This is a genomic window from Vibrio sp. CCUG 15886, assembly GCF_028570825.1.
Lineage (GTDB): Bacteria > Pseudomonadota > Gammaproteobacteria > Enterobacterales > Vibrionaceae > Vibrio > Vibrio vulnificus_B.
Genome location: NZ_JAQQBT010000004.1, coordinates 215,148 through 241,272, shown reverse-complemented (window position 1 = coordinate 241,272; position 26,125 = coordinate 215,148). Strand labels below are relative to the sequence as shown.

Sequence of the window (26,125 nt, the reverse complement as noted above, 5' to 3'; positions counted from 1 at the left end):
TTAATTTTTTCAACGTGCTCGACAGGATTGGGTGCGTACCTTCACAACAAAAAGCATAGGATTAACAATGCTGGATTCTAAATTACTTCGTACAGAGCTGGATGAAACAGCTGCTAAACTGGCACGTCGTGGCTTTAAGCTAGACGTAGAGACAATCGGTAAACTTGAAGAACAACGTAAGTCCATTCAAGTAGAAGTTGAAAATTTACAATCCACGCGTAACTCCATCTCCAAGCAAATCGGTCAACTGATGTCGGCTGGCGACAAAGAAGGCGCAGAAAAGATCAAGCAACAAATCGGGTCATTAGGCTCTGATTTAGATGCGAAAAAAATTGAACTTGACGCGGTGATGGCGCAGTTAGATGACATCATCCTTTCTGTTCCAAACATTCCTGCGGATGAAGTGCCAAATGGCAAAGACGAGAACGATAATCTTGAGATTTCGCGTTGGGGTGAGCCAAAGTCTTACGACTTCGAATTAAAAGATCACGTTGACCTAGGTGAAATGGGTGACGGTCTAGATTTCGCCAGCGCAGTTAAGATCACTGGTGCGCGTTTCATCGTGATGAAAGGTCAATTTGCTCGCCTACACCGTGCCATCGCTCAGTTTATGCTTGATCTTCACACTGAAGAACATGGCTATACGGAAATGTATGTGCCTTACCTAGTGAACGCAGACAGCTTGTTTGGTACGGGCCAACTGCCAAAGTTTGGTAAAGATCTTTTCCACACCGAACCGCTGACAGAAAAGGCAAGTGATGAAGAGCCACGTAAACTGTCTCTTATCCCTACAGCAGAAGTACCAGTAACGAACCTTGTTCGCGACACGATTTCTGATGAAGCTGATCTGCCGCTTAAGATGACTGCTCACACGCCGTGTTTCCGTTCAGAAGCAGGGTCGTACGGTCGTGATACTCGTGGTCTGATTCGTATGCACCAGTTTGACAAAGTAGAACTGGTACAAATCACCAAACCAGAAGATTCGATGAATGCACTAGAAGAGTTGACTGGCCATGCTGAGAAAGTGCTTCAGCTTCTAGAGTTGCCTTACCGTAAGGTGCTATTGTGCACCGGTGACATGGGCTTTGGCTCGCACAAAACTTACGATTTGGAAGTATGGGTTCCGGCTCAGAACACTTACCGCGAAATCTCATCTTGTTCAAACATGTGGGATTTCCAAGCGCGTCGTATGCAAGCGCGTTTCCGTCGTAAAGGCGAGAAGAAACCTGAACTTGTACACACACTAAACGGTTCTGGTTTAGCGGTAGGTCGTACCATGGTTGCTATCCTAGAAAACAACCAAGAAGCAGATGGCCGCATTGCAATTCCAACCGTACTTCAGAAGTACATGGGCGGCGCAACGCACATCGGTTAATTGATTAACCATAAAAAATCTCAAAACCCAGCCACTGTGCTGGGTTTTTTATTATCTCGTGGCTAAACAAAACACTCGGCACGCTGAAGTGCGGTTTCAATGGCGTTCACCAATTGTTCTATATGAGCCGGCTCGCTGATAAATGGCGGCATCATATAAATCAGTTTGCCAAAGGGGCGAATCCAAACACCTTGTTCAACAAACAGGGCTTGGACGGTTTCCATATTCACTGGGCGATGTGTTTCCACTACACCAATCGCACCTAACCAACGGGTGTTTTTCACCAAGTCGTATTCTTCAAGTTTTGGCAGTAACTCAGAAAACAGCGATTCGATTTGCTTGGTTTGCTGTTGCCATTGGCCTTGCTCTATCAACTCTAAACTGGCGGTTGCGACGGCGCAGGCGAGTGGATTGCCCATAAAGGTTGGACCGTGCATGAAACAACCTGCTTCACCGCCACAAACCGTATCGGCGACGTGTTTGCTGGTTAAGGTCGCGGAAAGGGTCATGTAGCCCCCAGTCAGTGCTTTACCGACACACAGAATGTCCGGTTGGATATCGGCATGCTCGCAGGCAAACAGCTTGCCAGTACGGCCAAAACCAGTCGCGATTTCATCTGCTATTAGCAGTAGACCATACTTATCACAAAGTGCTCGAACGCCTTTCAGAAACTCTGGATGATAGATACGCATTCCTCCCGCGCCTTGAACGATGGGTTCAAGGATTACTGCGGCTAATTCTTGATGGTGCTGTTCAATCTTCTGCGCAAAGTCAGTGAGATCTTCTGGCTTCCACTCATCCCAAAAGCCACCAGTCGGTGATTTCGCAAATATGTGCTCTGGTAAGAAGCCTTTGTAGAGTGAATGCATCGAGTTGTCAGGATCGGTGACCGACATTGCTGCAAAGGTATCGCCATGGTAGCCATGCTGTAATGTCAAAAATTTCGGCCTGCGCTCACCTCTTGCGTGCCAGTATTGCAAGGCCATTTTTAAGCTAACCTCCACGGCCACTGAGCCTGAATCAGCGAGAAAGACATGCTCTAGGTTATTTGGCGCCAAGGACAGTAACTTTTTACACAAATTGATCGCTGGCTGATGAGTGATACCACCAAACATCACATGGGATACTTGATCAATTTGATGATGTGCCGCTCGATTCAAGTGAGGGTGATTGTAGCCATGAATGGTCGACCACCATGAAGACATACCATCAATGAGCGTGGTTCCGTCTTCCAGTTTGATATACACACCACTTGCGGAGTTCACGGGATAGCAGGTCAGAGGTGTGAGAGTCGAAGTGTAGGGATGCCAGATGTGCTGGCGGTCGAAGGCCAAATCCATAATAAAATCCAAGTAAAAATAGATTAAAAATAAATCAGATGTAAACTTTGATTTATTTGCTAATGTTGACAGTTTATCGGGACTCGGTAGACTGTCAACAGAACAAAAATAGCAAGTTAACTATTACGCAAGGAATACACGTGGAAGTACGTCATAACTGGACTCATGCGCAAGTTCGTGAGTTGATGGAAATGCCTTTTATGGATTTGTTGTTTGAAGCGCAGCAAGTTCATCGTCAATACCACCCTAAGAACTATGTGCAAGTGAGTACCTTGCTTTCGATTAAAACCGGTGCTTGTCCAGAAGATTGCAAATACTGCCCGCAAAGCGCTCGTTATCAAACGGATGTTGAAAAAGAGCGATTAATGGAAGTGGAGCGTGTTCTGGATGCCGCGCAAAAGGCCAAAAATGCCGGTTCGACTCGTTTTTGTATGGGAGCAGCTTGGAAGAATCCGAAAGAACGCGACATGCCGCTGCTGACAGACATGATCAAAGGCGTCAAAGATATGGGGCTGGAAACCTGTATGACTCTGGGTATGTTAACCCCAGAACAAGCTAAGCAACTGGCAAGCGCGGGTTTGGATTATTACAACCACAACCTCGATACCTCACCGGAGTATTACGGTAACATTATTACCACACGCACTTATCAAGATCGCCTAGATACCTTATCTCATGTACGTGACGCAGGCATGAAGATCTGCTCTGGCGGTATCATCGGTATGGGGGAAAGCGCTAATGACCGCGCTGGGTTGCTTGTTGAGTTGGCCAATCTGCCTACGCATCCAGAAAGTGTTCCTATCAACATGCTGGTTAAGGTGAAAGGGACACCTTTAGAAACGGCTGAAGAGGTTGACCCGTTTGATTTCATCCGCCTAATCGCCGTTGCTCGTATTATGATGCCGACCTCAGCCGTTCGTTTGTCGGCAGGGCGTGAAAACATGAATGAGCAAATGCAAACCTTGTGTTTTATGGCGGGCGCCAATTCAATCTTTTACGGCTGTAAGCTGCTCACAACACCAAACCCTTCCGAAGATAAAGACATGCAGCTGTTTAACAAGCTGGGTATTAACAGTCAGCAAGTCTCACAAAAACCTGATGAAATTACAGAAAACGAATTGTTAGATCGCGTAGTCGAAAGCGTGGCTGCTCGCCCAACAAAAGACGATCTGTTTTATGACGCAAGCCTTTAACGAAAGAATCGCGCAAGCCCTGAAGCAGAGACGTGAACAGGGCTTGAATCGCCAAAGTGAAGTGATTTTCTCGGGAAATCAAACGGTTTTAGAACATCAAGGGAAGCGCTATCTCAATTTTTCTGCCAACGACTATTTGGGGTTGGCAAACGACCAATCTTTAGTTCGAGCTTGGCAGCAGGGTTTGAGTTTATATGGTTGTGGAAGTGGGGCATCACCATTGGTGACGGGCTACACGCCTGCACACAGTAATCTCGCGGCTTCCTTATGTGATTGGCTAGGGTATGAAAGTGCCACTTTGTTTGGATCGGGATTTTCGGCCAATCAAGCGCTGTTGCTTGCACTGCTTGAAAAAGGCGATCTCCTAGTGCAAGACAAATTAAATCACGCTTCTTTAATCGAGGCAGGGCTTTTGTCTCCTGCTAGCATGAAGCGATTTAAGCATAATGATCTTCAAGCACTAGATGCGATTTTAAACCGATCTGATTGCCCAAGTTTGGTGGTGACGGAAGGCGTATTTAGCATGGATGGTGATTGTTCACCATTGGCTGAAATGCACGCACTCACCCAACGACATTCGGCGAGCTTAATGGTGGACGATGCGCATGGTGTTGGCGTGCTCGGTGAAGAAGGTCGCGGAAGCTGTGCGCTCGCTAGTGTGAAGCCAGATTTTTTGGTGGTCACCTTTGGTAAAGCATTCGGCTTATCGGGGGCAGCACTTCTAACGGATAAATCCAGCGGTGATTTCCTTGCTCAATTTGCTCGTCACCACGTTTACTCTACCGCGCTTCCGCCTGCACAAGCTTTCGCGTTGACGCATGCCGTGGAGATGATTCGAACGCAGCAGTGGCGACGAGACAAGCTTAATGAGCTACAAACCCTTTTTGCGGAATATTTGGGGGAGCACGATAGTTTTGTGGCCACTCAAACGCCGATCAAACCGTGGCTTATTGGAGAGACACAACAAGCCGTGATGGTTGCACAGCGTTGCCGAGAGCAAGGCATTTGGTTGACAGCGATTCGTCCGCCGACGGTACCCAAAAACACGGCGCGCCTAAGAATCACGTTGTCTGCTAATCACACAAAAGAACAGATGCACACACTGGCACAAGTACTGCTGACAGTCACAGGAGAGTACTAATGGAAATGGCTAAGGTATCCTTTACTGCGGAGGAAGCGTATGTGGATAAGCTGGCTATTGCTCAAGCATTCGGTAAGGCGGCAAAAAGCTATGACCAGCATGCGGCATTTCAACGAGAAGTTGGACATAAGTTATTAGATAAACTGCCCCAAGATTTATCGGGCTTGCGTGTTTTGGATCTTGGTTGTGGCACGGGGTATTTCTCATGGCAACTTTTGCAACGAGGCGCTGAAGTCGTATGTGCCGACTTATCGCATGAGATGCTTGAGCAGGCAAAGGCCCGTTGTGGGCTAGAGTCGGTGTCGTATCGCGTTGCCGATGCGGAGTCTTTGCCATTCGAACGTGATGATTTTGACATTGTCTTCAGTAGCTTAGCCTTGCAATGGTGCGAGGATTTATCGCGGCCTTTACGTGAAATGAACCGTGTTGTAAAACCGCATGGCCAAGTGTTGTTTTCCACATTACTGGATGGCTCACTCAATGAGCTAAAGCAAGCCTGGGCAAAAATTGACTCATATCAACACGTCAACCGTTTTATCTCTGCCAATCAGGTAAAAATTGCGTTAGCGCAATCTCATAGTCATAACCATCATCTAGACTTGACCGATATCACAGTCTGGTACGAGTCTGCGTTTGCTGTTATGCGTGATCTTAAGGGTATAGGTGCGAACCATGTAAGCGGGCGCTCACATGGTTTAACGACAAGACAAGCGTTAAAACGAGTGGAAAGAGAGTACCAGACATTTCAGAACCATCTAGGTCATGTACCGGCAAGTTATAAGGTTTGTTTAGGGGTTATACAGTTATGATGAAAGCATTTTTCATTGCAGGTACGGATACCGATGTGGGCAAAACCGTGGCATCTAAAGCGATTCTTCACGCATTAGCGGCCAAAGATCTACGTACTATTGGTTATAAACCAGTAGCGGCAGGCAGCGATAAAACGCCAGAAGGTTGGCGTAATTCAGATGCCTTGCACCTGCAGAAAGCGGCGACAGTGGCCGTTGATTACGAGGACATCAATCCATATGCCCTCGAGTTGCCAGCGTCTCCGCACATTGCGGCAAAACATGAAAAAGTAGAGATTGACTATGCTGTGCTGAGCCGCAAACTTGCGCAGCACAAAGAGAATGCAGACGTCGTGCTTGTTGAAGGTGCGGGTGGTTGGCGAGTTCCAGTGTCAGACACTGACAGTCTGTCTACTTGGGTTAAGCAAGAAGATCTGCCTGTTGTGTTGGTTGTTGGCATCAAATTGGGTTGCCTCAGCCACGCCTTACTGACCGCTGAAGTGATCAAAGCCGATGGCCTCAATTTGGTTGGATGGGTTGCTAATCGAGTGAATCCTGGCACAGAGCACTACGCAGAGATCATTGATATGTTGGAAGAGCGTTTGGAGGTTCCAAAGCTGGGCGAAATTCCTTATATCCCAAGCGCCAAGCGTAAAGACCTCGGTAAATACATCAATGCGGATGTGTTACTCGAGCTTTAAAACATCAAAAGGGCTGCCGTTGGCAGCCCTTTCTTTATCAGGTCTTGTGCTTATTTGTCTTGAACTAAGCCCATAAGCGCCTGTTGAGTATCAGAGATTTGCTTTGCAACTTGCTGCTCAGTTGAAATGCCGAGCTGCTGTTTTGCCTCTTCTTCAGAAATCCCTAGGTGACAGCACAATAAATCAATAGCCATTTGATAGTTGTTAGCTTCTACCATGATCATGTCCTTTGTTAACATGGGTTTATTTCTGCTCTGTTTGAAACGCTTTTCATTGGCACAGATAAGACGATTCGACCTAGTTCAGAGCAGTATTGAATATCTGACATTGAAAATAGCACGAAGCCGAATAAGCACAATAAGACAAAAGTCTAACGCGTGAGAGGACGTTTGAAACAAAACGATGCAGAGAAATTCGATGATGTTGATTTCTAACAGATAAGCATCTTGGTAAACAAATGTTGCAATTTATCACTTAACCTTGTTTTTAAACAAATTAGACTATATCTATTAGCAAAAGAGGTCAGCTCAACTGGCCATCAATATAAATAAGCTTCTTTGGAGAAAAGTAATGAAGCGAGTCATGTTGTTTTTAATTACCAACCTAGCTGTGGTTCTAGTCCTCAGCGTTGTGTTGAACATTGTTTATGCTGTAACTGGAATGCAGCCAGGAAGCCTCTCAGGTTTATTGGTGATGGCTGCGGTATTTGGTTTTGGTGGTGCATTTATCTCCTTGATGATGTCAAAGGGAATGGCACTACGCTCTGTCGGTGGAATGGTGATCGAGAGCCCTCGTAACGAGACAGAGCACTGGTTATTGGAAACGGTGAGTCGCCAAGCTCAGCAAGCGGGCATTGGTATGCCAACCGTTGCCATTTATGATTCGCCGGACATCAACGCGTTTGCAACTGGGGCAAAGCGTGACGATTCGCTGGTCGCGGTTTCTACGGGTCTGCTGCACAACACATGACACGTGATGAAGCAGAAGCGGTGCTGGCGCATGAGGTGAGCCATATCGCCAATGGTGACATGGTGACCATGACGTTGATGCAGGGTGTTGTGAACACCTTCGTTATCTTCTTGTCTCGCTTTATTGCCAACATGGTGGCTTCTAATAACAGCGATGAAGAAGGTGAAGGTTCAAACATGATGGTGTATTTCGCGGTTTCTATCGCGCTTGAGCTGGTGTTTGGTTTTCTCGCGAGCTTCATCACCATGTGGTATAGCCGTCATCGTGAATTCCATGCCGATGCGGGAGCCGCCCGTCTAGTTGGTAAAGAGAAAATGATAGCGGCTCTAGAGCGTCTAAAAATGAGCCAAGAATCAAAACTGGATGGCACCATGATGGCATTTGGTATTAACGGTAAGCAATCTCTAACAGAACTGCTTATGAGCCACCCGCCACTCGATAAGCGTATCGCTGCCCTTCGCAATTTCTAATGATGCGACAAGTGAATCGCGAATCGATGCAAAGGTGAGCCAACTCATCAGCGAATTGGATTCGAAACAGAAAGCCTGGAGAACTCTCTCTGGGCTTTTTTCGTTTTGAGTGATCCAAATTTTTCCCCTCTCGTATTCAGTAGAAGTTATACAAAAAAACAATCGGTATAACTGCTTACACTAGTCTATGTTTTAAATGTGACTGTTTTTAAAACACTTTAACCATGGAACAAGGGAAATATGGACGCGATGAAGGTCGGTAATGTGTACCGAGCACTGAATAAAGACAATCTTCACTTACTGGCGGATGTATATCATAGAAACGTCGTGTTTGAGGATGCGGCACATCGCTTAGAGGGTTGGCAAGCGTTGGAGCTTTACTTTACCAATCTTTATGAAAACGTGGTTGACTGCCGTTTCGATATTCATGAGCAGCACCAAATCGACAATGTAGGCTTTCTTACTTGGACGATGACGTTACAGCATCCCAAACTCAAAAAAGGGGCCAGTGTCGAGGTTAAAGGCGTTTCACACCTCAAATTTGAAGCGGGGAAGGTGATTTACCACCGCGACTATTTTGACCTTGGCGAAATGCTCTATGAAAACCTTCCGTTACTGGGTGGGATCATTCGGGCCATAAAGCAGAGGTTAGGGCAATGAACTCAGTGCTCATTACCGGTGCGACATCGGGGATCGGCAAGCAGCTAGCGAAAGATTTTGCTGATGCAGGTGCAAAAGTGATTGCATGCGGACGCAATCGTCAGGTTCTCCAAGAGCTAGAAGATTATTCCCCCGCCATAGCAACGATCAGTTTTGATGTCACGGATTACCAGCAAACGCGAGAGGCATTATCGGTGCTGCCCTTTATTCCAAACGTTTGGATATTTAACGCCGGTGATTGTGAATACATGGACGATGGCATCGTTGATGCCCAATTGATGCAACGTGTGTTCAGCGTCAATGTTTTTGGTGTGGTGAACTGTATCGAGGCCAGCCAAACCCATTTTCAACCTGGACACAAGGTGGTGATTGTCGGTTCTATTGCTTCGGAACTCGCCCTGCCAAGAGCGGAAGCGTATGGCGCGTCTAAGGCCGCGATTGGGTATTTTGCGCGTAGCTTGTCGCTCAATCTTCAAGCCAAGGGCATTGATGTTGTCACTGTCTTTCCTGGTTTTGTTGCCACTCCGCTGACGGACAAAAATACGTTTGCAATGCCGATGATCATCACGGTTGAACAAGCCTCAAAGGCGATTCGGCAACAATTGGCATCCGGGAAGCAGCACATCTATTTTCCCGCTCGGTTTACCGCTCTTATTCGGTTACTTGCGTTACTGCCTTACCGTTGGCAGAAGGCGTTAGCTTCAAAATTAATTGCCCAATAAATTCAAAGGATAATGTATGAAAATTGCAATAATAGGTACAGGCATCTCCGGATTAACATGTGGCTACCATCTGCACAAAGCGCATGACATTACACTGTTTGAAGCCAATGATTACATTGGAGGGCATACGGCGACGATCGATTTTGCACTCAACGGTAAAGACTACTCAGTCGATACGGGGTTCATCGTCTATAACGATCGAACCTACCCCAATTTCATCAATATGATGGATGAAATTGGCGTGACTGGGCGTGCAACCCAAATGAGCTTTAGTGTTCGCAATGACAGCAATGGACTTGAGTACAATGGCCACACGCTGGCGACACTGTTTGCTCAAAAAAGGAACTGGTTTAAACCGCAGTTCTACGGTTTTATTTTTGAAATCCTGCGCTTTAACAAACTGGCAAAAGCGTCTGCGCACCATGACCACATTGCCCAACAAACACTTGGGGAGTTCTTAGATACGCATGGCTTTAGTGACTATTTTAGCGACAACTATATCTTGCCAATGGGGGCTGCGATTTGGTCATCGACCTTAGCGGATATGCGTGCTTTCCCTCTTACGTTTTTTCTACGTTTCTTTCTCAATCATGGCCTTCTTGATGTTACCAACCGACCACAGTGGTACGTGATTGATGGTGGCTCAAAAGCTTACATCCCGCCATTAACGAAGGGCTTCTCTGATCGTATTCGTTTGAACTGTCCAGTTGAAAAAGTGATCCGCGACTCAACGGGTGTCACATTATATGTTGCAGGAGCAGCACAACGTTTTGATCACGTTATTTTTGCCTGTCACAGCGATCAAGCGAGGTCGCTATTGGAGGATGCTTCCTGTGATGAAGCCTCGATTTTGTCGCGTATGGCATATCAAGCCAACGAGGTTGTTTTGCATACAGATGACAGCTTGCTGCCTCGCAGAAAGGCTGCGTGGGCATCGTGGAACTATTTACTCGATGGTAAGGAAGGAGAAGACACACGCTTACCTTCGTTAACCTACAACATGAACATTCTCCAGCACATTGAAGCAGAACATACGTTTTGCGTGACGCTCAATAGCAGCGACAAGATAGACGAAGACAAAGTTATCCGTAAGTTTGTTTACCACCATCCGGTATTTACCACAGAGTCGATCGCGGCACAGCAGAGACGAGATGACATTCAAGGGCGAAATCACACATGGTTTTGCGGTGCGTATTGGTACAACGGATTCCATGAAGATGGCGTTCGCAGCGCCTTGGATGTGGTGCGAGGCATCAACCTTGTGCACGCGAAAGAAGAGGCGACTTCTTTTCACCAAGGGGCGGCGTGAACATGGCCATCAGTAGTCGTCTGTTTGTGGGTAATGTTCGGCACCGCCGCTTTACCCCAGTAGAGCATAGTTTGAATTATCAATTGTTCATGCCAGCGATCGATTTGGACGAGTTAACGCAGCTTGAAAAAGAAGTGTGGGGGTTTGGCACTCGCTGGTGGCATTGGGCGCGATTTAAACGCAGCGACTATGTAGGGAAGGGCTGCCTCAAACGCGCAGTGCAAGAGAAAATCACAGAGCTCACCGGGGAGTCAGTCAGCGGTAGGGTTATCGCGGTGTGCCACCTCCGCTATCTTGGGCTCTACTTTAGCCCGGTTAATTTCTACTACGTTTTTGATGAGAAAGAGCACTGGCGCTATTTACTGGCGGAAGTGAGTAACACTCCTTGGAATGAGCGTCATTATTACGCTATTTCTGCGGATGAACATGACTCGTCTTTTGGCTGGAAACAAACCAAAGCATTTCACGTTTCACCCTTTAACCCCATTGAACAGTCTTATATTTGGCGACTTAAACCGCTCAGTGAAAAGTTACATATTCATTTGGAATGCCACAAAGAAAATAAACAGTTTGATGCCACCATGGCGATGAGTGCAGAGCCATTTTCTAGTAGCAATCTGCTAAAACGACTGATCGTAACGCCTATTCAAACAGTAAAAGTGTTGGTAGGGATTTACTGGCATGCGTTCAAATTATGGAAAAAAGGTGCACCATTTTACTCGCATCCCAAATACCGCTCTCCAGCCAACCGGACTGAGAATAACGACTAAACTGTGAAGAATAATAAATTTAGGGAGAATTCTGCATGTTAAATACTTCTTCGATGGCATTTACCTCTCCATTATCTACAGCACAAAAGGCGGCTAGGACTCTGATATTTAAGTGCTTACAGCGTATGGAAATCGGCACTTTGACGGTCATTGAAAGTTTTCAAAGTGACTCTCAAGAGCGTAGTGAACGCTTTGTAGGGGCACACAATCACAAGCCGGGTGTGGCCATTAGCGCAACAATCGAAGTCAAACACCCCGGCTTCTATTCTCGTGTGTTGAGAGGGGGGAGTATAGCAGCAGGTGAAGCCTATATGGATGGTTGGTGGGACAGTCCGGATTTAACTTCGTTAATGAAATTAATGGCGCTCAATCTGAATGCATTAGATGGATTAGAAAACCAAAGTAGCTGGGTCACCAAACTGCTTTACAAACTCAGTCATTGGAGCAATCGAAATACGCAGGAAAACTCGCGTAAAAATATTCATGCCCATTATGATCTTGGTAATGACCTCTACAGAGTATTCTTGGATGAGAGAATGTTATATTCGTCAGCCCTTTATCACTCGGATAGTGAATCATTAGAGCAAGCACAAATAAATAAAATGGATCGCTTGTGTCAGCAATTGCAATTAAAACCCAGTGATGAGGTGATTGAAATCGGCACAGGTTGGGGGGCAATGGCGATATACATGGCGGAAACCTATGGCTGCCGGGTGACAACCACGACGATTTCAGATGAGCAATATGACTACGCAAAACAACAGATTGCAGAAAGAGGTTTGACTGAGCGTATTCAGTTATTGAAGAAAGATTATCGAGATTTAACTGGGCAGTTTGATAAATTGGTTTCTATCGAAATGATAGAGGCGGTAGGTAAGCAATATTTACCGTCTTACATCAAGGTGTGCCAGTCATTATTAAAACCTGGTGGTTTGATGGCAATACAAGCGATCACTATCGCCGACCAACGTTACGAATATTACAGTAACAACGTCGATTTTATTCAAAAGTACATTTTCCCGGGGGGATTTTTACCGTCAGTGACTTCACTGGCTCAAGCCACGACCCAATACAGTGATTTAGTGATTAGAGATTTGTTTGATATTGGGATGGATTACGCAAAAACATTACAAGAATGGCACCGACGTTTTAACCACGCTGAAGAGCAAGTCAAAAGACTAGGGTATGATGAGCGATTTATTCGTATGTGGCGTTACTACCTAAGTTATTGTGAGGGGGGATTCTTAGCTCGTAGCATCAGTACCGTACACATGACGCTTCAAAGAGCCTAGTATCATGGCTCTTATTCTCGCCTCTGCTTGGTTCAATCTCGTTTGGTTTCTTGCGGTTATTGGCACCGAGCAGTGGCAATGGGTCACACTCTGCTTTGCCTTGATGACATTGGGGTATCAGTACCGAGTAGACCAAAAAACCTGGAAACCAACGCTGTTGATTGCCGTGGTCGGCTGCCTAGTCGACTCGCTCAATCAATATCTCTCAATTTTTCAGTTCACGTCGACTTTCTTACCCGTTTGGCTTTTAAGCTTATGGGTAGTTTTTGCTTGGTACGCTTATCAACTGAAAAGAATTTTGCTCCGTTTTGCTCCGTTTTACGTATTAACAGTAGGTGCATTGGGGGGCTGCTTAAGTTACTACGCAGGTTATAAACTCAATGCGGTGGCTTACGGTTACAGCGTGTTGATAACGGCATCGATTGTGTTTTTAGAATGGGCAATCATCACGCTCTTTATCATTAAGGTTCTTCGCCATGATGAGAAAAGCAAGTTGTGTCATTCGGAGTACGTTTCTTAGTCTTTTGCTAGGCGTTTCGTCTAGCTCTTATGGTCAAACAGGAGCAGCAGACATTGAGACTTGGCAGCAGTGGCAGACCGTTGGGGAGGCACGATTGAGCTGGTTTGTCTTTGATATCTATGATTCTAAGTTGGTTACACCAAATGGTGAGTTCGAGGTGAATGCAGATGTTACGCCACATCCCCTCGCCTTGGAGATTCGATACTTACGCGATATTTCACGTGAGGATCTACTCAGTGCAACGGAAGAGCAGTGGCAAAAGATGGGTATCACAGCGAAAAAACCGTGGAGAGATAGCCTCGAGCTGATTTTTCCCAACATCAAAAAAGGCGACAAACTGACCTACATTACTGATGGAGAAAAAGGGCGTTTGCTTTTTATTCGACATGACAGTGACAAAGCTGAAGTGGCCGGTGATGTGGCTGATCAGGAGCTTAACGATGCTTTCCTCGCGATTTGGTTATCGCCAAAAACTCAATATCCCTCTTTGCGAGCAAAATTAATCGGATGGAATCAATAAGATGAACAAACATAATGTTTTTATCGTCTTGCTTGTTATGACATTGAACGTTTTGGTCGGCTGTTCGAGTGACCTTAAGGACTACCAGCAAGCATCTCCAAAGTTTGAACTGTTTGAGTATTTTTCTGGAAATGTGAAAGCTTGGGGCATGGTGCAAGACTATAGCGGTAAACAAACCAGACGCTTTGAGGTTGAGATTGTTGGTTCTGTTGACAATAACACACTGACGCTCGTTGAAGATTTTGTTTTTGACGATGGTGAGATTGATCAGCGCATTTGGCGGATTACCCGATTGTCCGATGGTCGCTATCAAGGCGAAGCTGACGATATTATCGGCGTTGCTGAGGGAATGGAGCTGGGTAATGCACTGCAATGGCGCTATGATTTTGAACTGCAAGTCGATGGTTCAAGCTTGACGGTATCCTTTGATGATTGGCTTTATCGCCAAGATGAAAAGCATGTGTTTAATCTCACCAAGATTAAGAAGTTTGGCGTAGAGGTAGGGACGATTACGTTGTTCTTCCAGAGGCAATAAAACAGTTAGGAACGCTGCGCTCCGAGATTCGGGAATAGGAGTCTAGCCTTATCTCCGCCCTAAAGAAAGAAAGGGTTGACGCTTTCACGTCAACCCTAACAATTATCCGATTCTCGATTCTCGATTCTCGATTCTCGATTCTCGATTCTCGATTCTCGATTCTCGATTCTCGATTCTCTTACAGCTTGTCTGTCAGCTCGATAGCTTGACCGATGTAGTTTGCTGGCGTCATCTCTTTTAGACGTGCTTTCTCGTGCTCAGGAAGCTCAAGACCGTCGATGAAATTACGCATTGCTTCACCGTCTACACGCTTACCACGAGTCAGCTCTTTTAGCTTCTCGTATGGCTTCTCAATGCCGTAACGACGCATAACGGTTTGTACTGGCTCTGCAAGTACTTCCCAGTTCTTGTCTAGTTCCGCAAGAAGTGCTTCACGGTTGACTTCAAGCTTGCTGATGCCTTTAAGCGTCGATGTGTAAGCGATGATTGCGTAGCCAACACCCACACCAAGGTTACGTAGAACTGTTGAGTCCGTCAGGTCACGTTGCCAACGAGAGATTGGCAGTTTTTGTGCTAGGTGGCCAAACACTGCGTTTGCAAGACCTAGGTTTCCTTCAGAGTTTTCAAAGTCGATTGGGTTCACTTTGTGTGGCATGGTTGAAGAACCGATCTCGCCAGCAATGGTTTTTTGCTTGAAGTGGCCTAGTGCGATGTAACCCCAAACGTCACGGTCGAAGTCGATCAGAATCGTGTTGAAACGTGCCACAGCATCGAATAGCTCTGCGATGTAGTCATGTGGTTCGATCTGCGTGGTGTAAGGGTTCCAAGTAACACCGAGAGATTCAGTGATGAACTCTTCAGAGAATTTGTGCCAATCGAGCTCTGGGTAAGCAGAAAGGTGTGCGTTGTAGTTACCTACCGCACCGTTGATTTTCGCTAGGATTTCAACGTTTTCGATTTGCTTGTATTGACGCTCCATACGGTACGCCACGTTTGCCATTTCTTTACCCATTGTCGATGGAGAAGCTGGCTGACCGTGTGTACGAGATAGAAGAGGAATGTCACGGTATTCAACAGCAAGTGCTTTGATTGCGTCAATCAGGTTACGAATTTCTGGAAGAATGACCGTCTCACGTGCTTCTTTAAGCATTAAAGCGTGTGAGGTGTTATTAATGTCTTCAGAAGTACAGGCAAAATGGAAGAACTCGTTAACAGCGTGAAGCTCAGGAACGTCAGCGACTTTCTCTTTTAAGAAGTATTCCACCGCTTTAACGTCATGGTTAGTGGTACGCTCGATCTCTTTGATGCGTAATGCGTCTGCTTCAGAGAAGTTAGCAGCAAGATCGTCGAGGAATTGGTTTGCTTCTGCGCTGAACGCTGGCACTTCTGCAATTTCAGCAGTAGCAGCAAGCTTTTGTAGCCAGCGGATTTCAACGATAGTACGGTACTTTAGTAGACCGTATTCACTGAAAATTTCGCGTAACGCAATTGTCTTGCTTCCGTAACGGCCGTCTACTGGTGAAACAGCAGTCAATGCTGACAGTTCCATGATGTTCTCCTGAATTGGGTTTCAAAATTTCGCGAGCTTTATACCAATAACTGTGGCAATTGTCACGAATATTGCGCAAACGTTTGCGCTAAGGTGATTTTGACCAAAACAATTAGCTCGCGTCTGGCGCGAGCTAATGATGGTCGAATTACATTCTAGCCAGCAGGATCTGCGCCTGCTCAACCATTTTCTTTCTGCCGAAGATCAGATGGCGGCGTCGACCGCCAACTTGACGCCAAAGCACGGCACTGCGAATACCAGAAAGGAGTAACGCACGTACTTTGTGTTGATTCGATGTTTGTTGTAATACCGTCGGCGTACCTGTCACTTGGATTCGAGGGCCGATAGGGCTGATAACATCGAGGTAGATACTGGCCACATTGCTGATCATCTGTTCTTCAAAAAGATCATAGTGTTCCGTCTGTCTTTGTACCATCTGAATACGATCGCCAAGTTGTGACATCGCATCATTCCTGCCCATCAGTTTGCGCTCTAACGCCATCAAACTGATGAGGTAGCGAGTCACTTCGCTACCAGTGGGGGTACTATCAATCCCTTTTACTAAGCATTCCAAACCCAGTTTGAGTTGTGACTCATTGCCAAACACATCAAGTGTGTTGGCTGGATTGGTATTCAAAATTGCTTTAATAGAAGTTTCAAAGGCATCTTGATCACAATGTCCGTTTCTCGCGATTTGCTGAACTAATGCCACAGCTTGGCACATGCCAGCAAAAGCAATGGTACGGTCATAAAGTGTATTCGCCACGTAACGACTCCTAAGCTTGAGTATATTTAATGCGTTTCTCGATGATACCACCACCAAGACAAACATCACCTTGGTAGAAAACAGCGGATTGACCTGGGGTCACTGCGATCTCTGGTTCATCGAAAATCACTTTAATGTTTTCGTCATCAATAGGGATGATTGTACAAGGAATATCTTGTTGACGGTAACGAGTTTTCACCGTGCATTTCATCACATCGCGAATTGGCTCACGTTCTACCCAATGAAGCTGAGAAGCAATCAGGCCTTCGGACTTAAGCATAGGGTGATCTTGTCCTTGAACGGCAATCAACACATTGCGCTTAAGGTCTTTTTCTGCAACAAACCATGGTTCTTCGTTACCGCCACCGCCTTTACGGCCACCAATATGTAGGCCTTTACGTTGGCCTAGCGTGTGGTACATCAAACCCTGGTGTTGACCAAGCACTTCGCCTTCTGGCGACTCAATATTACCCGGTTGAGCTGGTAAGTAGCGGCTTAGAAAATCGGTGAACTTACGTTCGCCGATAAAACAGATACCGGTAGAATCTTTCTTTTTCGCGGTAATCAGACCTTGTTCTTCCGCAATGCGACGAACTTCTGGCTTTTCCAGCTCGCCAACAGGGAAGAGGCTACGTGCCACTTGTTCGTGACTTAGCGTGTAGAGGAAGTAGCTCTGATCTTTATTGCCGTCTAAACCACGCAGCATCTGTGGCTTTTCACCATTTTCAGGGAAAGAACGACGGACATAATGACCCATCGCGATGTAATCGGCATCAAGTACTTCGTCGGCAAATTCTAAAAACGCTTTGAACTTAATTTCTTTGTTACAAAGGATGTCTGGGTTAGGGGTACGGCCCGCCTTGTATTCGGAAAGGAAATATTCGAATACATTGTCCCAGTATTCTGCCGCAAAATTGATCTTATGTAGGTGAATGCCAAGTTTGTCACAAACAGCCTGAGCGTCGGCGAGATCTTCTGCCGCAGTACAATACTCAGAATCATCATCTTCTTCCCAGTTCTTCATAAATAGGCCTTCAACTTGATAGCCTTGCTGTTTTAGAAGATAGGCAGAAACCGATGAATCTACACCGCCAGACATACCAACGATGACTTTCTTTTGGCTGTTATCAGACATTACTCAACACCACTAAAATTAACTGGAGGCGAATTCTAACAGAAAGCAGAAACGGGTGACAGATCCGAGATCGCAATCACAATTCGTTTTCGCTGCTTTTTTCAGCAAAAGGACAAGCGAAAAGAAATTCCGCGCGAGCTCTGAGTGGGAATGTGGCATAGTTGGAAAAAATCCTAATGAGTAAACATCATGACTGACGAAATGCAATTTATGCAAGAGGCGGATCTTATCGAGATCATTGAAAATCAACTTGAAGATGGAAATCCAATCAAGGTCAAAGAAACGTTGATGCGCCTAATGATGACAGGCACGCCTCGTGAAGATGCGGTGGCGATGATGGCGTGTGCAATGTCAATTGAGATTTTCGACGTGATGAAAAATGACGGCGAGTTCAATTTAAAACGTTACAGCGAAAACTTGGATTGCCTGCCAGATTTAAGCTTTATGGAAGGTGAATAGCGCCTCGCAAAATAAAAAGTACGTAGCAAACGTTTGCTATAATTGCCTTTATTGCCGCCTATGGGAGTGCGAGTTAGAATCCGCACTTCTTTTAACCCCGTACTCAGACAAACACTATGAAATTTCCCGGACAGCGCAAATCAAAACACTATTTTCCCGTACATGCACGTGACCCATTAGTGAGTCAGGCGCAGGAAAGCAAGAAAATGACGCGTACTCATATTATCGGTATTGATCAAACTTTGGTGGATATCGAAGCGAGAGTGACGTCGGAAATGATTGAAAAATACGGTTTGAGTAAAGGGCACTCGCTGGTTATTGATGATGTGACGGCAGAAGCGCTATATCAGCAGTTAAAGCAAGAAAATCTGATTACCAACGAATATGCTGGCGGTACGATTGGCAATACGCTGCACAATTACTCAGTGCTCGCAGATGATCGTTCGACATTATTGGGCGTGATGAGTCAAGATATTAAGATTGGTAGTTACGGATACCGTTACTTATGTAACACATCAAGCCGTATGGATCTTAATTATCTGCAAGGTGTCGATGGCGCGATTGGTCGCTGTTTCGCGTTGATTACCGAAGATGGTGAACGCACTTTTGCGATTAGTGAAGGTCAAATGAACCAACTTCATCCAGATAATATTCCGGAAAAGATCTTTAAAAAAGCCTCAGCTTTGGTGCTCACCGCTTATTTGATTCGTTGTAAAGAAGGTGATCCAATGCCTGATGCGACGATGAAAGCCATCGAGTACGCAAAAAAATACGATGTACCTGTTGTTTTGACGCTTGGCACTAAATTTGTGATTCAAGATGACCCAACCTTCTGGCAAGAATTTATTCGTGACAATGTGACGGTAGTTGCGATGAATGAAGATGAAGCCGAAGCATTGACTGGGGAATCCGATCCTTTAGCCGCTTCAGATAAAACACTGGATTGGGCAGACATGGTACTTTGTACTGCGGGTCCGCTTGGTCTATTTATGGCCGGTTATACAGAAGACAGCGCGAAGCGTGAAACATCTCTACCGTTACTTCCAGGCTGCATTGCTGAATTCAATCGTTATGAATTTAGTCGTCCAACGAAAAAAGCATCTTGTGAAAACCCGATTAAAGTCTATTCACATATTTCACCGTATATGGGCGGTCCTGAGAAAATTAAAAATACCAATGGGGCAGGTGATGCTGCACTTTCAGCGGTACTGCACGATATGGCGGCAAACAAATATCACAAAGAAAACGTGCCAAACTCAAGTAAGCACGTGTATGAGTTTTTGACGTACTCATCTTTTTCTCAAGTGTGTAAGTATGCTAACCGTGCCAGTTATGAAGTGTTGGTACAACATTCTCCGCGCCTATCTCGTGGCTTACCGGAACGCGAAGATAGCTTAGAAGAAGCGTATTGGGAAAGATAATAAAAAGGCTCCGAAAGGAGCCTTTTTACTGATATCTAAAATGTATTAGATTTCGAAATCTTCTAGAGATTTACCCGCATCTAATTGAGCTTGGATTGCAGAAGGTGTACGACCTTGACCAGTCCAAGTTTTTTCTTCACCATTGGTGTCAACGTACTTGTATTTCGCTGGGCGAGGAGCACGTTTACCTTTGCTCTTCACTTTAGTTTCGCCAGCAAGTGCGCTGATTAGTGCTTCGACATCGATACCATCTTTAGCAATTTGTTCTGCGATAGCCGCTAGTTTCGCTTCTTGTTCAGCTTTCGCTGCACGTTCTTCTGCTTCCGCTTCTTGACGCTCTGCAACAACAGTTGTCAATTTATCTAGAGCTTCTTCTAATTGCTCAAGAGTAAGTTCACGAGAAAACGCACGTAGGCTGCGAATGTTCAACAGAGTTTTTGTTAGTTCAGACATAACCTTTCCTATATATTCGCTAAGTCGATTGTCTAATAATAATACCGAGAATTAAATTAAACAAACTAGATTAATTCTTACGATGCTAATATTAACGCGCAATACAATATAAGCAATATTAAAAGTAAAAAAATTAAAAAAGAATGATTATAAAATTTCTAAGACAGACGAAAGTTGTAGAAGCAATTCCTTCACTGAACAAAAAGCTATCTCAAAAATATTTTACGAATGATTAGATGGCTTTATAACAAAATGGTTCAATGGAAAGTGGTTTGTGATCTCATTTTTTCTATTATTAGTATCATGATGCAAAGAGAATGGATTAATGAAACGGCAATAGAAAACCTGTCTCATATTGATTTTTCAAATTTAATCAACTTAAGACAGATCTGTTGCAATGAGGAGCGTCATGAGTACAATAGCCGCTACCTGATGCGATAAATTAGATTATTTGTTGTTTTTTTAATCGGCAGATAGTTAAGAATTTGTTATCGACGTAGAGGCGCAATGGTAAAGAGTAACTATTATTGGGGTGATGCCAATGAATAATAGTGAAAGGTATCCATTGCCGAAGTGAATTGCATATCAAAGCAGTTTGCTGGGGTTGCATCCGAAAGGAACAATACTGCCATAGTATTTAATGTATAACTATGGAGCGCTACTGTAGGTTGGGTGAAGTGTTCACTTCCCTGTCGCTTAGTTCAACATAAGTAACGGACATCCTGTTTACTTTGTCTGCAGTAGATCTCTAGCCAAACTTTGGTTTTTGAAGATCATGAATTTAATAGATTTTGCTACATCTCCCATTTCACTTTTACCGCCGATAGTGGCACTGACGCTAGCCATTTTAACGCGTAAAGTGCTTGTATCGCTTGGTGTCGGTATTCTTCTAGGTGCAGTGTTACTGAATGATTATTCGGTAGGCTCTGCGGCAGCTTATATTACAGATAAAGTTTCAGCTGTTTTTATTGAAGATGGTGGCATCAATACTTGGAATATGAGTATTGTTGGTTTCTTGTTGTTATTGGGTATGACCACCGCTCTACTGACTCTTTCTGGAGGCACTCGAGCTTTTGCTGAATGGGCACAGACTCGAGTGAAAAGTAAGCGAGGTTCGAAATTACTAGCAGCGTTTTTAGGCGTATTCATTTTTGTAGACGACTATTTCAATAGCCTAGCTGTGGGTGCGATTTCTCGCCCAGTAACGGACCGCTTTTATGTTTCACGCGCTAAACTTGCTTATATTCTAGACTCAACAGCAGCACCAATGTGTGTGGTGATGCCTGCATCGAGTTGGGGTGCGTACATCATGACCATTATTGGCGGTATTTTGGTGTCACATGGCATCACTGAATATTCCGCATTAGGCGCATATCTACGTTTAGTACCGATGAACTTCTACGCGATTTTCGCCTTGTTAATGGTGTTTGCGGTCGCTTGGTTTGGTTTAGACATTGGTAAAATGCGTGAACATGAAATTGCCGCCTCACAAGGCCGTGGTTTTGACAATGACGCTGATACTGACCTAAAAGAAGCGCATGAAATTGACGAAGAGCTTGATATCCGTGAAAGCGATAAAGGTAAAGTGACCGATCTTGTTATGCCGATCATTGCTTTGATTATTGCAACGGTCGCTTCAATGCTCTATACCGGTGGCCAAGCACTTGCGGCGGATGGTAAAGCTTTTGACTTGCTTGGTGCATTCGAAAATACCAACGTAGGTACATCGCTTATTTATGGTGGTCTGGTTGGTTTGGCTGTGGCCTTGTTCACCGTGTTCAAACAAGGTCTTCCAGTTGCAGAAATTGCTCGCACTTTATGGATCGGTGCTAAATCGATGTTTGGTGCAATCCTTATTCTGATTTTCGCTTGGACTATCGGTTCGGTTATTGGCGACATGAAAACGGGTAGCTACTTGTCTACCATGGCACAAGGCAGTATTAACCCTCATTGGCTACCTGTGATTCTATTCCTGCTTTCTGGTTTAATGGCGTTTTCTACCGGAACATCGTGGGGCACGTTTGGTATTATGCTACCTATCGCGGGTGATATGGCGGGTGCGACAGATATCGCTCTTATGCTTCCTATGCTAAGTGCAGTATTAGCTGGTTCTGTTTTTGGTGATCACTGTTCACCGATTTCTGATACGACGATTCTTTCTTCAACGGGCGCTCGTTGTCATCATATTGACCACGTAGCGACTCAGTTACCTTATGCACTTGCAGTGGCGTTGGTTTCTTGTATTGGTTTCGTTGTATTGGGTATGACCGCTTCCGTTATGTTCTCACTAGCGGCTGCAACCATGGCATTCATCATCGTTTGTGCAATCCTCTCTTGGTTGTCAAAAGCAAAGATTGAGTCTTGCCAACAAGCGTAACATCTTCATTTATATAAACTTTGAAAGGGTAGCTTCGGCTACCCTTTTTATTTGTCTTATACAAATTGATATTTTTTAAAATAAAGTGTTGCAAAATAAGAGCAGCTTAGTTAGTGTGGTTATCAACGAAGCAATCAAGCTAAGAGCCTATATAAGTATGCGTAATTTTGTAATGAACATTCATCACCATCATCACCCAGTCTAGTCTTTCGGGAGATGTACGCATACCCGGGAGATAGGAAACTCCCGGAGGTGAAAATCATCAAATTCAGATTTTAAACCCTCGGGAGACCAACATCTCTCGAGGGTTTTTTAGTTTTCACTTTCATCATTTTCAAATTGAAGCACAGGGACAATGTCATGCAAACACAACGCTTAAGAATTGCAATTCAGAAAAAAGGCCGACTGAGTGAAGAGTGCCAAGGGCTCTTAAAAAAGTGTGGCGTTAAATTCAATATTATGGGTGAGCGTTTAGTCGTGCACTCAGAAAATATGCCGATTGATCTGTTATTAGTTCGTGATGATGACATCCCAGGGCTGATCATGGATGGCGTTGTTGACCTTGGTTTTATCGGTGAAAACGTGTTGGAAGAAGTGCGTCTAGAGCGCAAAGCCACTGGTGATGCTTGTCAATTTGAAACCTTGAGTCGTCTAGATTTTGGTGGATGTCGTTTGTCCATCGCGATTGATAAAGATGAAAAATACAATGGCCCACAAGATCTTGCTGGGAAACGTATTGCGACGACTTACCCACAACTGCTCAAAGCGTATATGGATCGACAAGGTGTGCCTTTCTCAACCTGTATGCTGACAGGCTCTGTTGAAGTTGCGCCTCGTGCTGGTTTGGCGGACGCAATCGCTGATTTGGTTTCAACAGGCGCAACACTTGAAGCCAATGGCCTAAAAGAGGCTGAGGTTATTTTCCAATCGAAAGCAACACTTATTCAACGTTCAGGTGAGTTTGCCCAAGACAAGCAAGCGCTTATCGAGAAACTGTTAACGCGTATGCAAGGTGTTCAGCAAGCCAAAGAATCCAAATACATCATGCTACATGCTCCAGTTGATAAGCTAGAACAGATCAAAGCACTGTTGCCAGGGGCGGAAGATCCAACCGTGTTACCACTGTCTGCAGAGAAACAACGAGTGGCCGTCCACTTGGTGAGTACAGAAAACTTATTCTGGGAAACGATGGAACAGCTCAAAGAACTTGGCGCGAGCTCTATTCTTGTTCTACCAATTGAAAAAATGATGGAGTAAGGCTCATGAGAACGGTTGTTTGGCAATCTCTTAGTGAGACGCAACAAGACGCTATTTTGGAACGTCCAGCGATAACAGAAGGTGCGAATATTACCGCTGCAGTAGCAGAAGTGATTGCGAAAGTCAGAGCAGAAGGCGATGCGGCGATGTTCGAACTGACGGAAAAGTTTGATCGCGTTAAACCAGAATCGATTCGAGTGACTGAACAAGAAATCGAGGAGGCTTCTGCTCGCTTAACTGCAAAAATGAAGCAAGCGCTTGAGCAGGCTTACGCCAATATCGCGAAGTTCCACAATGCCCAGAAACCGACGCCAATTAAAGTCGAAACACAACCGGGTGTGGTGTGTGAACAAGTCACTCGCCCGATACAAAAAGTGGGTTTATACATTCCTGGTGGCAGTGCACCGCTGCCTTCAACGGTATTGATGTTGGGTGTTCCTGCGCAAATCGCGGGTTGCCGTAAAGTGGTTTTATGTTCACCACCACCGATTGCAGATGAAATTCTCTATGTGGCAAAGCTTTGTAATATAGATGAAGTTTACAATGTTGGTGGTGGGCAAGCGGTAGCGGCGATGGCTTATGGTACAGAAAGTGTCACTAAGGTGGACAAAATATTTGGTCCTGGCAATGCGTATGTCACAGAAGCAAAACGCCAAGTGAGCAATGATTTTCGTGGTGCAGCCATTGATATGCCCGCTGGGCCATCAGAAGTGTTGGTGATTGCTGATGAAACTGCAGATGCCGATTTTATCGCCGCCGATTTACTTAGCCAAGCTGAGCACGGACCAGACTCTCAAGTGGTTTTGGTGACTCCATCAGTATTGATTGCAGATCAAGTAACGGATGCTGTGCAGAAGCAGTTGAAGCAATTATCGCGTGCCTCAATTGCTGAAAAAGCACTAGCGTCGAGTTTAATTATTATTGCAGACTCCTTGACCCAAGCGGTTTCTATTTCAAATTATTACGGGCCAGAGCATTTAATTGTTCAAACCAAAAATCCTCGAGAGTTGTTGCCATTGCTGGATAACGCAGGTTCCATTTTCTTGGGTGATTGGTCGCCTGAATCGGCGGGTGATTATGCGTCAGGAACCAACCACGTATTGCCGACGTATGGGTACACCCGTACGTATTCAAGTTTAGGTTTGGCTGATTTTTCAAAACGTATGACGATTCAAGAACTATCGGCTGAAGGTTTAAAAACACTGGCACCTACGGTTGTTACAATGGCAGAAGCGGAAGGGTTGGATGCGCACAAACGTGCGGTGACCATTCGTGTCGAAAAGCTGAATGCACGTGGATAAGGAGAGAGAGAAAATGGAAAAACTTGCTCGAAAAAGTGTACAGAAACTGACTCCTTACCTTTCGGCGCGCCGCATCGGTGGAACTGGCGATGTTTGGTTGAATGCCAATGAATCGCCATTTGACAATGAATACCGCACAAACTTTGCGCGCTTGAACCGTTACAGTGATTGTCAGCCGAAAGCATTGATTGCAGCCTACGCTGCCTATGCAGGTGTTAAACCAGAACAAACTCTGACATCGCGTGGCGCGGATGAGGGTATCGAATTGCTGATTCGTGCTTTCTGCGAACCAAATGAAGATGCCATTCTTTACTGTCCTCCTACGTATGGCATGTATTCTGTGAGCGCTGAAACCATTGGCGTTGAGCGTAAAACCGTACCGCTAACAGAGGATTGGCAATTAGACCTTGCAGGTATTGAAGCCAATTTGGACAAGGTTAAATTGGTGTTTGTTTGTTCACCAAACAATCCAACGGGCAACTTAGTGAAGCGAGAAGACATCATCGCCTTGCTAGAGATGACAAAAGACAGAGCCATCGTTGTGATGGATGAAGCGTATATCGATTTTTGTCCAGAGGCCTCAACCGTCGATTTACTTGCGCAGTACTCAAACCTTGCGATTTTGCGTACTTTGTCGAAAGCCTTTGCATTAGCTGGCTTGCGTTGTGGATTCACACTTGCGAATGAAGAGCTGATTAATGTACTTCTAAAAGTTATCGCGCCCTATCCGGTACCAGTGCCTGTCGCAGAAATTGCGACACAAGCATTGTCAGAAGCAGGGTTGGCTCGTGCCAAGTTCCAAGTGCTCGACCTCAATGCAAACCGTGCCTATTTGCAAGTGGGATTATCAATGATCGCAGGTTTAGAGGTGTTTGAAGGGTGGGGCAATTATCTGCTGGTGAAATTCCCTAATGGCGACGAGCTATTTAAGGCGGCTTGGGAGTCCGGCATCATCTTGCGAAACTCGCCAATCAAAGATTGCGTAAGAATCAGTGTTGGCAGCCGAGATGAGTGTGAGAAAACTCTGGGTTTCATTAGAAACTACTACTCATAAGTAGAGAAAGAATGAATTGCACTCGCTAAACAGCGAGAGCGCCAAAAG

General features: G+C 45.2%; 25 protein-coding genes, 1 pseudogene, 1 riboswitch and 1 other annotated feature. Of the genes and pseudogenes, 20 read left to right on the top strand and 6 right to left on the bottom strand.

Annotated features, from left to right (window positions below; all coding sequences use genetic code 11):
- The first annotated feature begins 67 nt into the window (after positions 1-67).
- Positions 68-1,375 (top strand): serine--tRNA ligase, encoded by a 1,308-nt coding sequence (gene serS / locus PQQ36_RS11135; protein ID WP_011080763.1) that lies wholly within the window; start codon positions 68-70, stop codon positions 1,373-1,375.
- A 62-nt stretch (positions 1,376-1,437) separates the two neighbouring features.
- On the opposite strand, the gene bioA is transcribed toward serS, so the two are convergent.
- On the bottom strand, positions 1,438-2,715 hold the full coding sequence (bioA, locus tag PQQ36_RS11130) for an adenosylmethionine--8-amino-7-oxononanoate transaminase (RefSeq protein WP_039553314.1): 1,278 nt from the start codon (positions 2,713-2,715) through the stop codon (positions 1,438-1,440).
- Between the two features lie 140 nt (positions 2,716-2,855).
- Between bioA and bioB the strand changes: the two genes are divergently transcribed.
- From bioB to bioD, 4 genes are read left to right on the top strand one after another with little or no spacing between them, the layout of a single operon-like run.
- Positions 2,856-3,908, top strand: a complete 1,053-nt coding sequence (bioB, locus tag PQQ36_RS11125) for a biotin synthase BioB (protein ID WP_011080761.1) — start codon at positions 2,856-2,858, stop codon at positions 3,906-3,908.
- Positions 3,892-5,049, top strand: coding sequence for an 8-amino-7-oxononanoate synthase (gene bioF / locus PQQ36_RS11120; RefSeq protein WP_273661209.1), 1,158 nt, complete (start codon positions 3,892-3,894; stop codon positions 5,047-5,049). Before bioB ends, bioF begins: the two co-directional genes overlap by 17 nt.
- Positions 5,049-5,858 (top strand): malonyl-ACP O-methyltransferase BioC, encoded by an 810-nt coding sequence (gene bioC, locus PQQ36_RS11115; RefSeq protein ID WP_194592859.1) that lies wholly within the window; start codon positions 5,049-5,051, stop codon positions 5,856-5,858. The genes bioF and bioC overlap by 1 nt, the downstream gene beginning before the upstream one ends.
- On the top strand, positions 5,855-6,538 hold the full coding sequence (bioD, locus tag PQQ36_RS11110) for a dethiobiotin synthase (protein WP_011080758.1): 684 nt from the start codon (positions 5,855-5,857) through the stop codon (positions 6,536-6,538). The genes bioC and bioD overlap by 4 nt, the downstream gene beginning before the upstream one ends.
- A 50-nt stretch (positions 6,539-6,588) precedes the next feature.
- Here the strand turns inward: bioD and PQQ36_RS11105 are convergent, their stop codons facing one another.
- On the bottom strand, positions 6,589-6,756 hold the full coding sequence (locus PQQ36_RS11105) for a hypothetical protein (RefSeq protein WP_013572034.1): 168 nt from the start codon (positions 6,754-6,756) through the stop codon (positions 6,589-6,591).
- Between the two features lie 352 nt (positions 6,757-7,108).
- On the opposite strand from PQQ36_RS11105, the pseudogene htpX reads away from it, so the two are divergent.
- From htpX to PQQ36_RS11060, 9 genes and pseudogenes are all read left to right on the top strand, one after another.
- Positions 7,109-7,977, top strand: a pseudogene (gene htpX / locus PQQ36_RS11100) (protease HtpX).
- A gap of 240 nt (positions 7,978-8,217) precedes the next feature.
- Positions 8,218-8,637 (top strand): nuclear transport factor 2 family protein, encoded by a 420-nt coding sequence (locus tag PQQ36_RS11095; protein WP_011080755.1) that lies wholly within the window; start codon positions 8,218-8,220, stop codon positions 8,635-8,637.
- A complete protein-coding gene (locus tag PQQ36_RS11090) occupies positions 8,634-9,359 on the top strand; it encodes an SDR family oxidoreductase (RefSeq protein WP_011080754.1) in 726 nt (241 codons plus the stop codon). Before PQQ36_RS11095 ends, PQQ36_RS11090 begins: the two co-directional genes overlap by 4 nt.
- 16 nt (positions 9,360-9,375) lie before the next feature.
- Entirely contained in the window at positions 9,376-10,668 is a 1,293-nt protein-coding gene (locus tag PQQ36_RS11085; protein ID WP_011080753.1) for an NAD(P)/FAD-dependent oxidoreductase, read from the top strand.
- A gap of 2 nt (positions 10,669-10,670) precedes the next feature.
- Entirely contained in the window at positions 10,671-11,438 is a 768-nt protein-coding gene (locus PQQ36_RS11080) for a DUF1365 domain-containing protein (protein WP_434076414.1), read from the top strand.
- A gap of 35 nt (positions 11,439-11,473) precedes the next feature.
- Positions 11,474-12,730: an SAM-dependent methyltransferase gene (locus tag PQQ36_RS11075; RefSeq protein ID WP_011080751.1), complete on the top strand. Its 1,257-nt coding sequence runs from the start codon at positions 11,474-11,476 to the stop codon at positions 12,728-12,730.
- 4 nt (positions 12,731-12,734) lie between these two features.
- Positions 12,735-13,250, top strand: a complete 516-nt coding sequence (locus PQQ36_RS11070; RefSeq protein WP_011080750.1) for a DUF2878 domain-containing protein — start codon at positions 12,735-12,737, stop codon at positions 13,248-13,250.
- On the top strand, positions 13,207-13,770 hold the full coding sequence (locus tag PQQ36_RS11065; protein WP_043921048.1) for a chalcone isomerase family protein: 564 nt from the start codon (positions 13,207-13,209) through the stop codon (positions 13,768-13,770). The genes PQQ36_RS11070 and PQQ36_RS11065 overlap by 44 nt, the downstream gene beginning before the upstream one ends.
- Position 13,771: 1 nt before the next feature.
- Positions 13,772-14,305, top strand: coding sequence for a DUF3833 domain-containing protein (locus PQQ36_RS11060; protein ID WP_011080748.1), 534 nt, complete (start codon positions 13,772-13,774; stop codon positions 14,303-14,305).
- Positions 14,306-14,483: 178 nt separating this feature from the next.
- Here PQQ36_RS11060 and purB read toward each other — a convergent pair whose 3' ends face one another.
- The 3 genes from purB to mnmA form a co-directional block, all read right to left on the bottom strand.
- Positions 14,484-15,854, bottom strand: a complete 1,371-nt coding sequence (gene purB, locus PQQ36_RS11055) for an adenylosuccinate lyase (RefSeq protein WP_011150014.1) — start codon at positions 15,852-15,854, stop codon at positions 14,484-14,486.
- A 148-nt stretch (positions 15,855-16,002) separates the two neighbouring features.
- Positions 16,003-16,620: a high frequency lysogenization protein HflD gene (hflD, locus tag PQQ36_RS11050; protein ID WP_011080746.1), complete on the bottom strand. Its 618-nt coding sequence runs from the start codon at positions 16,618-16,620 to the stop codon at positions 16,003-16,005.
- Positions 16,621-16,630: 10 nt separating this feature from the next.
- Positions 16,631-17,755 (bottom strand): tRNA 2-thiouridine(34) synthase MnmA, encoded by a 1,125-nt coding sequence (gene mnmA / locus PQQ36_RS11045; protein WP_011150016.1) that lies wholly within the window; start codon positions 17,753-17,755, stop codon positions 16,631-16,633.
- 189 nt (positions 17,756-17,944) lie between these two features.
- Here mnmA and PQQ36_RS11040 point away from each other — a divergent pair, with 189 nt between their 5' ends.
- Positions 17,945-18,214, top strand: coding sequence for a hypothetical protein (locus tag PQQ36_RS11040; RefSeq protein ID WP_011080744.1), 270 nt, complete (start codon positions 17,945-17,947; stop codon positions 18,212-18,214).
- A 116-nt stretch (positions 18,215-18,330) separates the two neighbouring features.
- Positions 18,331-19,635 carry an inosine/guanosine kinase gene (locus PQQ36_RS11035; protein WP_011080743.1) on the top strand — a complete coding sequence of 435 codons (1,305 nt, stop codon included), beginning with the start codon at positions 18,331-18,333 and terminating at the stop codon, positions 19,633-19,635.
- Positions 19,636-19,680: 45 nt separating this feature from the next.
- Here the strand turns inward: PQQ36_RS11035 and PQQ36_RS11030 are convergent, their stop codons facing one another.
- Entirely contained in the window at positions 19,681-20,088 is a 408-nt protein-coding gene (locus PQQ36_RS11030) for an H-NS histone family protein (RefSeq protein WP_011080742.1), read from the bottom strand.
- Positions 20,089-20,577: 489 nt separating this feature from the next.
- Positions 20,578-20,757: riboswitch (Lysine riboswitch) on the top strand.
- 106 nt (positions 20,758-20,863) lie between these two features.
- Here PQQ36_RS11030 and tet(35) point away from each other — a divergent pair.
- The 4 genes from tet(35) (at position 20,864) to hisC (ending at position 26,077) form a co-directional block, all read left to right on the top strand.
- The gene (tet(35), locus tag PQQ36_RS11025; RefSeq protein WP_013572023.1) at positions 20,864-22,465 is read left to right on the top strand and encodes a tetracycline efflux Na+/H+ antiporter family transporter Tet(35); all 1,602 of its coding nucleotides are present in this window, start codon (positions 20,864-20,866) and stop codon (positions 22,463-22,465) included.
- A gap of 180 nt (positions 22,466-22,645) precedes the next feature.
- Positions 22,646-22,782 (top strand) — a sequence feature (His leader region).
- Positions 22,783-22,825: 43 nt separating this feature from the next.
- Positions 22,826-23,722: an ATP phosphoribosyltransferase gene (gene hisG / locus PQQ36_RS11020; RefSeq protein WP_011080740.1), complete on the top strand. Its 897-nt coding sequence runs from the start codon at positions 22,826-22,828 to the stop codon at positions 23,720-23,722.
- Positions 23,723-23,727: 5 nt separating this feature from the next.
- Positions 23,728-25,023 (top strand): histidinol dehydrogenase, encoded by a 1,296-nt coding sequence (gene hisD, locus PQQ36_RS11015; RefSeq protein WP_273661202.1) that lies wholly within the window; start codon positions 23,728-23,730, stop codon positions 25,021-25,023.
- Between the two features lie 13 nt (positions 25,024-25,036).
- Complete coding sequence (gene hisC / locus PQQ36_RS11010) at positions 25,037-26,077, top strand: histidinol-phosphate transaminase (RefSeq protein ID WP_038964473.1); 1,041 nt, start codon at positions 25,037-25,039, stop codon at positions 26,075-26,077.
- Positions 26,078-26,125 lie beyond the last annotated feature (48 nt).